This is a genomic window from Nocardioides piscis (assembly GCF_011300215.1).
Taxonomy (GTDB): domain Bacteria; phylum Actinomycetota; class Actinomycetes; order Propionibacteriales; family Nocardioidaceae; genus Nocardioides; species Nocardioides piscis.
The window spans coordinates 3,389,438-3,404,164 of sequence record NZ_CP049866.1 but is presented as its reverse complement, the minus strand read 5'-3'; the positions used below and the strand labels follow the sequence as shown (position 1 = coordinate 3,404,164).

The following is a 14,727-nucleotide window of genomic DNA, read 5'->3' as shown; positions in this document are numbered from 1 at the left end:
ACGCTCCGCAGGTGTCAGGTGATCCCCAGCCGGTTCCGCAGGCCCTCGCCGGGCGGCCGACGACGCCCCCCGCGACGGCGGTCTCGGAGCTCGCGACGTGGCTGGGCTCGCAGACCACCCTGCGCACGCTCGGCAGTCTCGACGCCGTCGTCACCGGCATCTCGCTGAGCACCCAGAGGGTCCAGCCGGGTGACCTGTATGCCGCCCTGCCGGGCGCCCGAGCGCACGGCGCCGACTTCGCCGCGGACGCGCTCGGGGCCGGTGCGGTCTGCGTGCTGACCGACGAGGACGGCGCCGCGAGGCTGTCCGCGTCCATGCCCACCCTGGTGGTGGCCGAGCCCCGTCGGCTGCTGGGACTGCTGGCCGCACGCATCTATCACGACCCTGCCACCGCGATGCGGATGATCGGTGTCACCGGGACCCAGGGCAAGACCACCACGACGCGGCTCCTCGACGACGGCCTGGCGGCCGCCGGGATCACCGGCGCGGTGATCGGCACCGTCGGGACCCGGATCGCCGGGGCCGACATCAAGACCTCGCTCACCACACCCGAGGCGCCCGACCTCCATGGCCTCTTCGCGCTGATGCGCGAACGTGGGGTCGAGGCCTGTGCGATGGAGGTTTCCTCGCACGCGCTCGTGCTGGGACGCGTGGACGGTGTCGTCTTCGACGTCGCCACCTTCCTCAACCTCGGTCGCGACCACCTCGACTTCCACGCCGACGTCGACGACTACTTCGCCGCCAAGGCGTCCCTGTTCACCCCGGAGCGTGCTCGTCGCGGCCTGACCAACGTCGACGACGAGTTCGGCCGGCGGCTCCTGGACCGCGCGACGATCCCGATGCAGACCTTCTCGACCGATCCCGACCGCACCGACGCCGACTGGCGTGCGGTCGAGGTCGACCTGGCCGCCGACGGCTCGACGTTCACGGTCCTCGGTCCGGACGGCCTGCGGGTCGAGGGCAGGGTCCCGGTGCCGGGTGTCTTCAACGTCGCCAACGCCCTGGCCGCGGTCGCCTCGGCCGGCCTCGCCGGCCTCGACGTCTCGAGGGTGGCCGCCGGCCTGGCCCAGGGCGGTGGGGTGCCGGGGCGTCTCGAGCAGGTGCACGCCGGGCAGGACTTCGCCCTCGTCGTCGACTATGCGCACAAGCCCGACGCCGTTCAGGCCGTCCTGGCCGCAGTCCGGCCGCTCACGCGAGGCAGGGTCATCCTCGTCATCGGGGCCGGGGGCGACCGCGACCCCGGCAAGCGCCCGATCATGGGCGAGATCGCCGCCGGGCTCGCTGACGTGCTGGTGGTGACCGACGACAACCCGCGCACCGAGGACCCGGCCGCCATCCGCGCCGCCGTCCTGTCCGGCACTGCAGGTGGATCCGCCGAGGTCGTCGAGGTGGGGGACCGGCGCGCCGCGATCCACGAGGCCGTACGCCGAGCAGCACCCGGCGACGTCGTCCTGATCGCCGGCAAGGGCCACGAGACCGGCCAGGAGATCGACGGCGTCGTGCAGCCCTTCGACGACCGGGTCGTCGCCAGGCAGGCCGTGGAGGCGGTGGGGCCACGATGATCGCGATGACGCTGAGCGAGATTGCGGACGTCGTCGGTGGCACGGCGCAGGGGGAGGCGTCGGTGACCGGCGCAGCGTTCGTCGACACCCGCACCCCCGAGCCTGGTGGGCTCTTCGTCGCCGTGGTCGGTGAGCGCGTGGATGGTCACGACTTCGCCGAGCAGGCCGTCGCCGCCGGCGCGGCAGCAGTGCTGGGCAGCCGGGCGACGGGCGTGCCGAGCGTGGTCGTGGACGACGTCGCCGCGGCCCTGGGTGTGCTGGCGCGGTACGTGCACGACCGGTTGGCCGGCCTCACGACATACGCCCTCACCGGTTCGCAGGGCAAGACGGGCACCAAGGACTATCTCGCCGCGATACTGGCAGGTGACGGACCGACGGTGGCGACCTGCGGCAACTTCAACAACGAGCTGGGCGTGCCGTTGACCGTCCTGCGCGCTGACCCCGAGACCAAGCACCTCGTGGTCGAGATGGGAGCGCGGGGGATCGGGCACATCGCCCACCTCTGCGGCATCGCGCCACCTGACATTGCGGCCGTGACCAACGTCGGGACGGCCCACATCGGCGAGTTCGGCAGCCGCGAGGCCATCGCTGTGGCCAAGGGCGAGATCATCGAGGCGCTGACCCCCGCCGGCACCGCCGTGCTGAACGCCGGCGACCCCCTCGTCGCCGCCATGGCGTCCCGCACCCCTGCGACCGTGGTCACCTTCGGCGACGGGGGAGCCGTGCACGCCACCGAGGTGACCAGCGACGACCTCGGTCGCCGGTCCTTCGACCTGCAGTGGCGCGGGAGCGGAGCGACTGTCCACCTCACCCAGCTCGGCCGTCACCAGGTCGACAACGCACTCGCAGCGGCCGCGATGGCGCTGGCCGCCGGCGTGGACCTCGACAGCGTGGCCGATGGCCTGACCGAGGCCCGTCCCGAGTCGGGGTGGCGGATGGAGCTGGGTGAGCGGTCCGACGGGGCGGTGGTCGTCAACGACGCCTACAACGCCAATCCGGAGTCGATGGCGGCCGCGCTCGACGTGCTGCGCGACATCGGCCAGCGGTCCCGACGCCGCACGATCGCGGTGCTGGGAGACATGTTCGAGCTGGGCGGGGGCTCTGTGGAGGCGCATCGCGGGGTCGGGGCGTATGCCGCCCGGCTCGGCGTCGACGTCGTGCTGACCATCGGCGACCTGGCCGCCGAGATGGCGATCGGGACGCGCGACGAGCCTGGCTGGCGGGGTGAGGTGGTCGTCACGGCGGGGCGTGACGAGGCGCTGACCTGGTTGAGACACAATGTGGCGGCTGCGGATGTCGTCCTGGTTAAGGCGTCTCGCGGTGCTGCGCTCGAGCGGGTCGCAGCCGCACTGTTGGCAGACCCGATGGCGAGCGAGGACGAAGGGAGCAGCGCCCGATGAGAGCGATCCTGTTCGGCGGGGGGTTGTCCCTGCTGATCTCGCTGATCGGCACGCGGTATGCCATCACGGTGCTCTCCAGGCGCGGCTACGGCCAGGAGATCCGCGACGACGGCCCGACCACCCACCACACCAAGCGCGGCACGCCCACCATGGGCGGGATCGTGATCATTGGGGCAGCGGTGATCGGCTACTTCGCGGCCAAGCTCATCACGATGCAGGCTCCGTCCGCCTCGGCGATGCTGCTGCTCTTCCTGTTCGTCGGGCTGGGCACGGTGGGCTTCCTGGACGACTTCATCAAGATCAGTCGGCAGCGCAACCTCGGCCTTCGCAGCCGGGCCAAGATCATCGGTCAGACCGTGATCGCCGTCGCGTTCGCGATCCTGGCGCTGTCGCCGGCGCTTGCCGACGACCGAGGCAAGACGCCTGCCTCACACCACCTCTCCTTCATCCGCGACTTCGACTCCTGGTCGCTGCCGACCATCCTGGTGATCGTGCTGATGTGGTTGATCATCACCGGCACCAGCAACGCCGTGAACCTCACGGACGGCCTCGACGGACTGGCCACGGGCGCCAGCGTGATGGTCTTCGCCGCCTACACGCTGGTCAACATCTGGCAGAACAGCCAGTCGTGCGCCCTGGTGCCGGGGGGCTCCTGCTACGAGGTCCGAGACCCGCTCGACCTCGCGGTCGTGTCGGCGGCGATCATGGGCGCCTGCTTCGGCTTCCTGTGGTGGAACGCCTCGCCTGCTCAGATCTTCATGGGCGACACCGGCTCGCTGGCGCTCGGCGGAGCCTTGGCGGGCTTCGCGATCCTCACCCGCACCGAGCTGCTGCTGCTGATCATCGGTGGCCTGTTCGTGATGATCACGCTCTCGGTGATGCTGCAGGTGTCGTGGTTCAAGATCACCAAGCGCACCGGCGGCGTCGGCAAGCGGATCTTCCGGATGGCCCCGATCCAGCACCACTTCGAGATGCTCGGCTGGGAGCAGGTCACGGTCGTGATCCGGTTCTGGATCATCACCGGCCTGTGCGTGGCCGCAGGGCTGGGGATCTTCTATGCCGAATGGGTGGCCGGGATCGGATGACACCCACCCCAGCGCGCCCCGATCCCAGCTCGTTGGGTCGTCAAGACTCGTGGGACGGCGTGCGCGCCGTGGTCGCGGGCTTCGGTGTCTCCGGGTTCGCCGCCGCCGACAACCTCCTGTTCCTGGGCGCGGAGGTCACTGCGCTGGACGAGGCGACGTCGGACGACAAGGCCGAGAAGGCCGAGCTGCTCGAGACCCTCGGCGCCACGATCAGGCTGGACGCGGGCGCCACCGAGACCCTCCCCGACGACGTCGACGTGGTGGTCACCTCGCCGGGCTGGCGGCCCTCTGCGCCGCTGCTCGCCCAGGCAGCGGGACGGGGGATCCCGGTCTGGGGGGAGGTGGAGCTGGCGTGGCGGCTTCGTGACGCCGGACCGACGGGCGAACCAGCTCCCTGGCTCGCGGTCACCGGCACCAACGGCAAGACCACGACGGTGCAGATGCTCGACTCCATCCTGCGCGCTGCCGGACTCCGCAGCGCGGCCGTCGGCAACGTCGGGCGCCCGATCGTCGAGGCCGTGATGGATCCCGAGCCCTATGACGTGTTCGCAGTCGAGCTGTCCAGCTTCCAGCTCCACTACACCCAGTCGATGAGCGCGGAGTCGGCCGCGGTCCTCAACCTCGCCGAGGACCACCTCGACTGGTACACCGGTCCGCAGCCGATGCTCGACTACGCCGCCGACAAGGGACGGATCTACCACCGCGCCCAGCGTGCCTGCGTCTACAACGTCGCCGACCCCCAGACCCGGCGGCTCGTGGAGGACGCAGACGTGGTCGAGGGAGCTCGCGCCATCGGCTTCACCCTCGGGACGCCCGGCGTGGGCATGCTCGGCATCGTCGAGGACTTCCTAGCCGATCGCGCCTTCGTGGAGGACCGTTCGACCAGTGCAGCCGAGCTGTGCACGCTGTCGGACCTGGCGTCCCAGGCTCCCCACTTCGTGGCCAACGCGCTGGCGGCCGCCGCCCTCGCCCGCGCCCACGGTGTCTCGCAGGCGGCCGTCCGTGACGGACTCAAGGCCTTCCGCCCCGATGGACACCGGATCGCACACGTCGCCACGGCCGGGGGCGTGACGTGGATCGACGACAGCAAGGCGACCAACCCGCACGCCGCCATGAGCTCGTTGCAGGCATACGACTCGGTCGTCTGGGTGGCGGGCGGGCTCGCCAAGGGCGCCGGCTTCGACGACCTGACTCAGAAGGTGCGAGAGCGCCTGCGAGGGGTGGTGCTGCTCGGTCAGGACCGCCGGGTGATCGCCGACGCCCTTTCGCGACACGCACCGGATGTTCCCGTCATCGACATCGGTGACGGGGAGACTGGCTCTGCGATGGAACGCGTCGTCGACGCTGCTGCACGTCTGGCCCGACCGGGCGACACAGTGCTGCTGGCGCCAGGCTGCGCCTCCATGGACATGTTTGCCAACTATGCCGCCCGAGGTGACGAGTTCACCGCCGCGGTCCGCCGACGGCTGGCGGACCAGGACACCTGAGCGGCTGATCAGGAAGGAGACCTCCGGATGGCGACGACCACCCCCGAGGCTCCGACCCGGCCGGCGACCACGTCGCGGGGACCCCGCGGCCTCACCGTGGGCCTGCGCAGCCTCAAGGAGGCCCTCGACCGCCCGCTCTCCTCCTACTACCTGCTGCTCGGCGCCTCGGCACTCCTGCTCACCATCGGCCTGATCATGGTGCTGAGCGCCTCGAGCGTCTATTCCTTCCGCAACCTCGGCGACTCCTATGCCGTGGTCAAGCGACAGCTGATGTGGGTGGCGATCGGGCTGCCGGCGGCCTGGGTGGCGTCGCGGATCCCGCTCAAGCACCTGCGACGAATGGCCTATCCGGGCTTCCTGGTCGCGCTGGCCCTGCTCGTCCTGGTGGCGAGGTTCGGCGTGGTCATCAACGGCAACAAGAACTGGCTCTCGCTCGGCCCGGTGGCCATCCAGCCCGCCGAGATCGCCAAGCTCGCGATCATCCTGTGGGCCTCGCACATCTATGCCCACAAGGAACGACGTCTCGGCGAGCTGCACCACGTCGTCGTGCCCGTCGTTCCCGGTATGGCGATGGTCATCACCCTCGTCGTCGCCGGCCGCGACCTCGGCACGGCCCTGGTGCTGTTCGCCATCCTGCTCGCGATGCTGTGGGTGGTCGGCGCGCCTGCGAGGTTCTTCACGGTGGCACTGACCGGCGTCGGTGTGCTCGCCCTGTTCCTCGCCACCACGAGCCAGGAGCGACTCGAGCGACTGACCAACTTCGTCGATCCGTTCAAGGACTACCACGACGCCGGCTGGCAGCCGGCCCACGGCCTCTACGCCCTCTCGACCGGCGGCTGGCTGGGGCAGGGGATCGGGGCCTCGAGGCAGAAGTGGGGCGACCTGCCGGAGGCCCACACCGACTTCATCTTCGCCGTGCTCGGCGAGGAGCTCGGCCTCGCCGGCACGCTCCTGGTGGTCGTCCTGTTCTTCACGATCGCCTTCGCGGCGGTGCGGATCGCGCTGCGCACCGATGACCCGTTCGTGCGCTACATGTCCTTCGGCATCGTGGTCTGGCTGCTTGGCCAGATGATGATCAACGTCGGCATGGTGCTGGCTGTGCTGCCCGTCATCGGCATCCCGCTGCCGCTCATCTCCTACGGCGGGTCGGCGCTCGTGCCGTCGCTGGTGGCCCTCGGACTCCTGGTCGGGTTCGCTCGTCGCGAGCCTGACGCCGCTCGCGCCCTCGCGGCGCGTCGTCGCAGCCGATCAGCGGGCCTGTCGGCCGGACGATAGATTTCCTCCGACATGCGCATCCTTCTCGCCGGCGGCGGCACTGCCGGCCACACGTCCCCGCTCATCGCCACCGCTGACGCGTTGCGGCGTCTCGACGCCGACATCGAGATCACCTGTCTCGGCACGCCGCGCGGCCTGGAGAACACCGTCGTCCCGGCTGCGGGCTATCCGCTCGAGCTGATCCCCCCGGTGCCGTTGCCCCGCAAACCCTCGGCCGACCTGCTCCGGGTGCCGGGGCGGCTGCGCGGCGCCGTACGCGCGACCCTCGAGGTCTTCGACCGGGTGCGACCCGACGTCGTCGTCGGCTACGGCGGCTATGTCTCCATGCCTGCCTATCTCGCCGCGCGCCGACGCGGTCTGCCCTTGGTGATCCACGAGCAGAACGCGCTGCCCGGCCTGGCCAACAAGGTCGGTGCCCGTGTCGCGGACCGCGTCGCCGTGAGCTTCCCCGGCACCCCGCTGCCCCGCGCCGAGCTGGTCGGCCTGCCGATCCGCCGGATGATCTCGACCCTCGACCGGGCGGGATTGCGCGCCGAGGCGCGGGCCTTCTTCGGCCTCGATCCCGACCGGCCGACGCTGCTCGTGACCGGGGGTTCCCAGGGCGCTCGACACCTCAACGAGTCGGTCGCAGCCGCCGCGCCCAGCCTCGCCGCCGCCGGGGTGCAGGTCCTGCACGTCGTCGGCCCCAAGGGCGAGGCGACTCCTGAGCGCGGTGAGGTCCCCTATGTCGTCGAGCACTTCGTCGATCGGATGGACCTCGCCTACGCCGCGGCCGACCTCGTCATCTGTCGCTCTGGTGCCTCCAGCCTCACCGAGGCCGCGGCCGTCGGCCTGCCTGCGGTCTTCGTCCCGCTCCCGATCGGCAACGGCGAGCAGGCGCTCAACGCACGCTCGGTCGTCGATGCCGGGGGAGCGTTGATGATCGACAACGCGGCCCTGACCCCCGAGTGGGTGGCTGTCACGATCCCCGGGTTGGCCACGGACCCCGATCGTCTGGGACGGATGGGCGCCGCGGCCGCAGCCCTGGTGCCGCGCGACGCCGACGACCGGCTCGCGGCGATCATCCTCGAGGCAGCCCGATGAGGTTGCCCGTCCCTGAGGTCCTGCTTCCCGCCGACCGGCTGGGGCGGGTCCACTTCATCGGCATCGGCGGCGCCGGGCTCTCGGCGATCGCCCGGATCATGGCCGCCAACGGCGTGCCGGTCACGGGGTCCGACGACCAGGACACGCCGTTCCTGCCCGCCCTGCGGGAGCTGGGCGTGACGTGCCACCTCGGCTATGCGGCCGAGCACGTCGCCGACGCCGACACGGTCGTGGTCACCACGGCCGCGCGCGAGGACAACGTCGAGGTGGTCGAGGCCCGCCGGCTCGGGCTCCGGCTGTTGCCGCGCTCGGCCGGACTGGCGGCCACCATGGCCGACAAGCGGGTCCTGGCTGTCGCCGGGACCCACGGCAAGACCACGACGACCGGGCTGTTGACGAGCGCGCTGCTCGCTGCCGGCGCTGACCCGACCTATGCAGTCGGCGGGGTGCTGACCGCGACCGGGCGCAACGCCGATGCCGGCTCCGACGACCTGTTCGTCGCGGAGGCCGACGAGTCCGACGGCGCCTTCCTGGTCTATCGGCCCCACGCCGCCATCGTCACCAACGTCGAGGCCGACCACCTCGACAACTGGGGCACCGAGGAGGCCTATCACGCCGCCTTCGACGACTTCGCCGCCACGATCGACCGGGCCGGCTTCCTCGTGTGCTGCGTCGACGATCCCGGTGCGGCGGCGCTGGCCGCGTCCGCGCGCGCCGACGGCCTCGAGGTCATCACGGTCGGCGAGGCAGCGGGCTCCGACCTGCGCATCGTCGACCCGGAGTTCGCAGGGTCGACGTCCACCAGCACGATCATGCAGGGCGGGGTCGAGCTGGGTCGGCTGAGCCTGGGCATCCCCGGGCGCCACTACCTCCTCGATGCTGCTGCCGCGCTGGCCATGGGCCTGCGGCTCGGCCACTCCTTCGACGCGCTCGCGGCAGGCCTGGCCGCCTTCACCGGGACGGGCCGGCGGATGGAGCTCAAGGGTGAGGCCGGCGGCATCCGCGTCTATGACTCCTATGCCCACCACCACGTCGAGATCGCGGGAGACCTCCAGGCCGCGCGCTCGGTCGTGGGCGACGGGCGGCTCGTGGTCGCCTTCCAGCCACACCTCGTCTCGCGCACCCGGATCTTCGGTGCCCAGATGGGGCAGGCGCTGGGCGCCGCCGACGAGGTCGTCGTGCTCGACGTCTATCTCGCGCGGGAGGACGCCGACCCGGCCGTCACCGGCGCCCTGGTGGCCGACGCGGTCCCGCTGCCCGACGAGTGCGTGGCGTTCGTGACCGACTTCGACGCGGCGCCGGCCGAGCTGGTGCGGCGCGCCCGGCCCGGCGACCTCGTGCTGACCCTGGGGGCCGGGAGCGTCACCGCCCTTGGACCTGCCGTCCTCTCCCTCCTGCGCGAGCGCGATGCCTGACTCGAAGGTCCGCGAGACCACCGAGGAGCGTGCCGAGAGGCGCACCCGCCAGCGCTTCGCCCGCCGGCAGTGGGCCAGGCGCTGGATGCGTTGGAAATATGTCGCCGCATCGGTCGCGCTCGTCGTCGCAGTCCTGGTCGGCGGTTGGCTGGTCTTCTTCTCCGACGCGCTGTCTGTGGCGAAGGTCGAGGTCGAGGGCAACTCGCTGCTCTCCGACGAGCGGGTCGTGCGCGTCGCGGCTGTCCCGAACGGCGAGCAGCTCGCCGTGGTCGACCTGGATGCCGCCGAGCGACGGGTGGAGGCGCTCTTCGAGGTCAAGGACGCCGACGTCACCCGCGTCTGGCCCGACGGGGTGCTGGTCACCGTCACCGAGCGCACCGCCGTGGCCGTGGTGGAGCTGGGTGGCAGGACGCAGGGCCTGGACGCCGAGGGGATCGTCTTCCGCGACTACCGCACGATGCCCAAGGGCCTGCCGCGGGTGCGGCCGCAGACCTCGACCGGCACGGACGCGCTCAAGGAGGCGGCCACGGTGGTCTCGGCCCTGCCCGGCGACCTCGCCGCACGCGTCGACCACGTCGAGGTGCAGACGATCGACCAGATCACCCTGGTGCTGCGCGACGGCAGGCAGGTGCACTGGGGGAGTGCTGCCGAGTCGGACCTCAAGGCCGAGGTGCTGACCAGGCTGCTCGCCGTACAACGCGCCCAGGTCTATGACGTCAGCGTTCCCGGCAGCCCCACCACCCGCCCCAACTGATTCTCGTCTTCTCACTCGCAGGCGGCGTGTCGGACCGGGAGGGGACTCTCGTGTGCCTATGGTCATGACCAACGCGAGGTTGACATAACTATAACCCTCAGGCTCACCGTTAGGGTTTCGCCGCAGGGTTCAAGGAGTCAACCGGGCGTTCTTCCCCGGACAGCCCCATATCGACCCCTAGTCACGAGAGGCCTGCAGCCATGGCAGCAGCACAGAACTACCTGGCGATCATCAAGGTCGTGGGTATCGGTGGAGGCGGCGTCAACGCCGTGAACCGCATGATCGAGGTCGGCCTCAAGGGTGTCGAGTTCATCGCGATCAACACCGACGCCCAGGCCCTGCTCATGAGCGACGCCGACGTCAAGCTCGACATCGGCCGCGAGCTCACCCGTGGCCTCGGTGCCGGCGCCAACCCCGACGTGGGGACACGCGCCGCCGAGGACCACGCCGACGAGATCGAAGAGGTGATCAAGGGCGCCGACATGGTGTTCGTGACCGCCGGCGAGGGTGGCGGGACCGGCACCGGTGGTGCGCCGGTCGTGGCCCGGATCGCGCGCTCGCTCGGGGCGCTGACGATCGGCGTCGTGACCCGTCCGTTCGCCTTCGAGGGCCGGCGACGTGCCAACTCCGCGGAGGAGGGAATCAGCCAGCTCCGCGAAGAGGTCGACACCCTCATCGTCATCCCCAACGACCGGTTGCTGTCCATCAGCGACCGCAACGTCTCGATCCTCGACGCCTTCAAGCAGGCCGACCAGGTGCTGCTGCAGGGCGTGTCGGGCATCACCGACCTGATCACCACCCCCGGTCTGATCAACCTCGACTTCGCCGACGTCAAGTCCGTGATGGCCAACGCCGGCTCCGCCCTGATGGGCATCGGGTCCGCGCGCGGGGAGGACCGTGCTGTCGCAGCCGCAGAGATGGCCGTCTCGAGCCCGCTGCTCGAGGCCTCGATCGAGGGTGCGCACGGCGTGCTGCTGTCGATCGCGGGCGGCTCCGACCTCGGGCTGTTCGAGATCAACGAGGCTGCCGCGCTGGTCTCGCAGGCCGCGCACGCCGAGGCCAACATCATCTTCGGCGCGACGATCGACGATGCCCTCGGCGACGAGGTCCGGGTGACCGTCATCGCTGCCGGTTTCGACGGCGGCATGCCCAAGCGCCGGCAGGAGGGCAACGTCCTGCGAGCCAACCCGCCGGCACAGGCCCAGTCAGACTCGCGTCCGCCTGCGCAGCCGCAGCCCGTCCGGTCGAGCACGCCTGACTCGGCGGTCGGTCGCGAGACCCCGCAGCGCCAGGCCCCGGCCCCCGCGCACGCGTCGGCCCCGTCGCAGGCCGCCCCGGCGCCGGCTCAGACGCAGGCTCGCCCACTGGTCCCGGCGGCGGCCCCCGCCCGAGCCGGTCGGTGCAGTTCGACGACGACGAGCTCGACGTCCCGGACTTCCTCAAGTAGGTGTTCGCGTTCCGCGATTCGTTGCAGGCCACGTCGACCGAGTCTCGGGTCGACGTGGCCTTCACCGATTCCTCGATCGACCTGCAAGGCCTCGGCGCGGGCTTCGCCGACGCGTTGACCGCGCTCGAGTCCGAGGTCGACGTGAGGTTCGCCCGGCTCGACCAGGTGCACGGCGACACCGTCCACGTCGTCACGCAGCCGCCCACCGCGGGTCCGGACGACGACGTGCCGACGGCGGACGCCCAGGTGACAGACCTCCCGGGCGTCGGCCTGATGGTGCGGGTGGCCGACTGTGTCCCGGTCGTCCTCGCCGACGCCGATGCCGGCGTGATCGGCGTCGCCCATGCGGGGCGCGCGGGAACGGCCCTCGACGTCGTGGGCCGCACCGTCGCAGCCATGCGCGACCTCGGCGCCGAGCAGGTCACCGCATGGATCGGCCCCCACGTGTGCGGCCGCTGCTACGAGGTGCCGGCTGAGCTGCGCGAGGAGGTGTCGGCTGCCGTCCCCGAGGCGTTCAGCGAGACCTCGTGGGGCACGCCTGCCCTCGATCTCGGAGCCGGCGTCGCCGCCCAGCTGCGCAGGGCCGGCGTCGACGTGGTCGACGTGGCCACCTGCACGCTCGAGACGCCAGACCTGCACTCCTACCGCCGCGACGGCGCGTCAGCGGGACGCTTCGCAGGCTTGGTATGGCGACGATGACCCGCGCCGACGAGATCGCGGCCAACCTGGTTGCCGTACGCCGCCGGATCGAGACCGCCTGCGAGGCTGCGGGTCGTTCGCCCGACGACGTCTCCCTCACGGTGGTCACCAAGTTCTTCCCGGCAGCCGACGTGCGGATCCTGGCCGACCTCGGCATCACCGACGTGGGGGAGAACCGGCACCAGGAGGCGGCGGCGAAGGCCGCCGAGTGCGATGACCTGGGACTGCGCTGGCACTTCATCGGTGGTCTCCAGAGCAACAAGGCGGCAGCGGTCGCGGCCTATGCCGACGTCGTCGAGTCGGTGGATCGGGTGAAGCTGGTCTCCGGCCTGCAGCGGGGCGCGCAGGAGCGCGGTGCGTCCGTCGACGTGCTGGTGCAGGTCAGTCTCGACCCGCCCGACGCCGATCATCGGGCCGGCGCGGCTCCCGGGGAGCTCGCGGCCGTCGCGGAGGCTGTCGAACAGGCGGACGGCCTCCAGATGCGCGGGCTGATGGCTGTCGCCCCCTTGGGGCAGGATCCGGCCGTGGCCTTCGAACGGCTCGCCGACATCCGCGCCGAGTGGCTCCAGAGCCACCCGCACGCGAGCGAGCTGTCGGCCGGGATGAGCGGCGACCTGGAGGCGGCGATCAGCTGCGGCGCGACACGCGTGCGCGTTGGCTCCGCGGTCCTCGGTCCGAGGCCGGTGGTCAAGTAATGTCCGAACGGAAGCACACAACTCGCGAAGCGCACACGCGCCTCGTCAACGAGAAGGACCACTGTCATGAGCGGCGCGATGCGCAAGATCGGCGAGTACCTCGGCCTGCTCGAGGACTCCGGCCACTACGACGAGCACGACTATGACCACGAGACGAGCCAGCACGACGCGGTGGACGAGCGTCCCGTCGCGTCCGGTCGCGAGCGCCGTCCCGCCCCTGTGTCCGACCTGTCCGAGCGGCGCCGTCCGGCCTCGGTCTCTCCTGGAGTTGTTGCCGAGTTGAGCCGCATCATCACCCTGCACCCGCGCAACTACAACGAAGCGCGCTCGGTGGGGGAGAACTACCGCGACGGCACACCCGTCATCATGAACCTCTCCGAGATGGACGACAGCGACGCCAAGCGTCTCGTGGACTTCGCGGCTGGCCTGATCTTTGCCACGCGTGGCAGCATCGAGCGCGTCACCAACAAGGTGTTCCTGCTCTCCCCGCCGAACGTCACGGTCTCGACCGAGGACAAGGAGCGGATCGCGGAGAACGGCTTCTTCAACCAGAGCTGAGTTCACGTGCCGATCGTTGGCCAGGTCCTGTACTTCGTCGTCGGGGCTTTCATCGCCCTGCTGTGGATCCGCTTCATCGTCGACTGGGTCCAGGTCTTTGCCCGCAGCTGGACTCCACGAGGCGTGCTGCTGGTGATCCTGGAGGTCGTCTACTCCGTGACCGATCCACCCATCCGGGCGCTCCGCCGGGTCATTCCACCCCTGCGGCTCGGTAGTTTCGCGCTCGACCTGAGCTTCCTCATCGTCATGGTGAGCGCCTATCTCCTCCTCTCGCTGATCGGCAGCACGATCAACTAGAACCACCAGTCACTCGGGTCACTCACCACACAGACTCGGCTGGGGCTAGGGTGTGGCTGCAGGCCACTGTGTGCTGCACTGTTGTTTCCCCATCAGTTCGACGACGTGAAAGTTTGGGTGAGGTCATGCCACTGACGCCTGAGGACGTGAGCAACAAGCGCTTCACGCCTGTGCGCCTTCGTGAGGGCTACGACATGGGAGAGGTCGACCAGTTCCTCGACGAGGTCGAGGCCGAGCTCGCCAGGCTCACGAAGGAGAACGACGACCTCCGCTCGAAGCTCTCGGCTGCCCAGTCGGGCTCGTCGGCGTCGGCCCAGGCGGCCCCTCCGAGGCCCGCCCCGGTTGCGACGCCCGAGCCCGTGAAGGAGAAGCCGGCCCCCGCCCCGACTCCGGCGCCGGTTCCCGTCGCTGCGGCGCAGGGCCCCGAGACGATCCGCGTGGAGACGGTGCCGCAGGCATCCAACGCTGCGGCTCGGCTCCTCGAGCTGGCCACCCGCAACGCCGACGAGCTCGTCGACGAGGCGAAGAACGAGGCCGACAAGATCGTCGGCGCAGCTCGCACCAAGGCAGAGCGGCTCGAGGCCGAGTCGAAGACGAAGTCCGACCGCCTCGAGGCGGACGCCCGTCAGCGGGCCCAGATGCTCGACTCGGAGACCGCCGAGCGTCGCCAGCAGCTCTTCGGTGACCTCGAGAAGGAGCGCGACAAGCTCAACTCCGAGGTGGAGACGCTGCGCTCGTTCGAGCGGGAGTATCGCTCGCGGCTCAAGACCTACTTCACCCAGCAGCTCGAGGCGCTCCAAGGTGACTCCACAGTCGCGGAGATGCCCGTCGGCGATGCACCTGCGCCCAAGCGTCTCCGCTCCATCCTCGGGGAGGAGGAGGGCTGAACCCCTCCGCCCCACCCTGATCGACGACAACGGCCGGCCCCCTCGGGGTCGGCCGTTCTCACCTGTCCGGGCGAGCCGTTTGG

The 14,727-nt window shown here is 70.6% G+C and carries 14 protein-coding genes; all 14 read left to right on the top strand.

The window, feature by feature from the left end:
- Window positions 1-11: 11 nt before the first annotated feature.
- Entirely contained in the window at window positions 12-1,562 is a 1,551-nt protein-coding gene (locus G7071_RS16700) for a UDP-N-acetylmuramoyl-L-alanyl-D-glutamate--2,6-diaminopimelate ligase (RefSeq protein ID WP_166320513.1), read from the top strand.
- A gap of 5 nt (window positions 1,563-1,567) precedes the next feature.
- Window positions 1,568-2,962: a UDP-N-acetylmuramoyl-tripeptide--D-alanyl-D-alanine ligase gene (locus tag G7071_RS16695; protein ID WP_246210095.1), complete on the top strand. Its 1,395-nt coding sequence runs from the start codon at window positions 1,568-1,570 to the stop codon at window positions 2,960-2,962.
- Window positions 2,959-4,047, top strand: coding sequence for a phospho-N-acetylmuramoyl-pentapeptide-transferase (gene mraY / locus G7071_RS16690; RefSeq protein ID WP_166320511.1), 1,089 nt, complete (start codon window positions 2,959-2,961; stop codon window positions 4,045-4,047). The genes G7071_RS16695 and mraY overlap by 4 nt, the downstream gene beginning before the upstream one ends.
- The gene (murD, locus tag G7071_RS16685; protein WP_166320510.1) at window positions 4,026-5,534 is read left to right on the top strand and encodes a UDP-N-acetylmuramoyl-L-alanine--D-glutamate ligase; all 1,509 of its coding nucleotides are present in this window, start codon (window positions 4,026-4,028) and stop codon (window positions 5,532-5,534) included. The genes mraY and murD overlap by 22 nt, the downstream gene beginning before the upstream one ends.
- Window positions 5,535-5,561: 27 nt before the next feature.
- On the top strand, window positions 5,562-6,809 hold the full coding sequence (ftsW, locus tag G7071_RS16680) for a putative lipid II flippase FtsW (RefSeq protein WP_166320509.1): 1,248 nt from the start codon (window positions 5,562-5,564) through the stop codon (window positions 6,807-6,809).
- Between the two features lie 12 nt (window positions 6,810-6,821).
- Window positions 6,822-7,892 carry an undecaprenyldiphospho-muramoylpentapeptide beta-N-acetylglucosaminyltransferase gene (gene murG / locus G7071_RS16675; protein ID WP_166320508.1) on the top strand — a complete coding sequence of 357 codons (1,071 nt, stop codon included), beginning with the start codon at window positions 6,822-6,824 and terminating at the stop codon, window positions 7,890-7,892.
- Window positions 7,889-9,307 carry a UDP-N-acetylmuramate--L-alanine ligase gene (gene murC, locus G7071_RS16670; protein ID WP_166320507.1) on the top strand — a complete coding sequence of 473 codons (1,419 nt, stop codon included), beginning with the start codon at window positions 7,889-7,891 and terminating at the stop codon, window positions 9,305-9,307. The genes murG and murC overlap by 4 nt, the downstream gene beginning before the upstream one ends.
- On the top strand, window positions 9,300-10,061 hold the full coding sequence (locus G7071_RS16665) for a cell division protein FtsQ/DivIB (RefSeq protein WP_166320506.1): 762 nt from the start codon (window positions 9,300-9,302) through the stop codon (window positions 10,059-10,061). Before murC ends, G7071_RS16665 begins: the two co-directional genes overlap by 8 nt.
- 200 nt (window positions 10,062-10,261) lie before the next feature.
- Window positions 10,262-11,626, top strand: a complete 1,365-nt coding sequence (gene ftsZ / locus G7071_RS16660; protein ID WP_343043509.1) for a cell division protein FtsZ — start codon at window positions 10,262-10,264, stop codon at window positions 11,624-11,626.
- Window positions 11,563-12,207, top strand: coding sequence for a purine nucleoside phosphorylase YfiH/LACC1 family protein (locus G7071_RS16655; RefSeq protein ID WP_246210664.1), 645 nt, complete (start codon window positions 11,563-11,565; stop codon window positions 12,205-12,207). The genes ftsZ and G7071_RS16655 overlap by 64 nt, the downstream gene beginning before the upstream one ends.
- A complete protein-coding gene (locus G7071_RS16650) occupies window positions 12,195-12,902 on the top strand; it encodes a YggS family pyridoxal phosphate-dependent enzyme (protein WP_166320504.1) in 708 nt (235 codons plus the stop codon). The genes G7071_RS16655 and G7071_RS16650 overlap by 13 nt, the downstream gene beginning before the upstream one ends.
- 66 nt (window positions 12,903-12,968) lie before the next feature.
- Entirely contained in the window at window positions 12,969-13,460 is a 492-nt protein-coding gene (locus G7071_RS16645) for a cell division protein SepF (protein WP_166320503.1), read from the top strand.
- Window positions 13,461-13,466: 6 nt separating this feature from the next.
- On the top strand, window positions 13,467-13,757 hold the full coding sequence (locus tag G7071_RS16640; protein ID WP_166320502.1) for a YggT family protein: 291 nt from the start codon (window positions 13,467-13,469) through the stop codon (window positions 13,755-13,757).
- Between the two features lie 125 nt (window positions 13,758-13,882).
- Window positions 13,883-14,644, top strand: a complete 762-nt coding sequence (locus tag G7071_RS16635) for a DivIVA domain-containing protein (protein ID WP_166320501.1) — start codon at window positions 13,883-13,885, stop codon at window positions 14,642-14,644.
- Window positions 14,645-14,727: the final 83 nt, after the last annotated feature.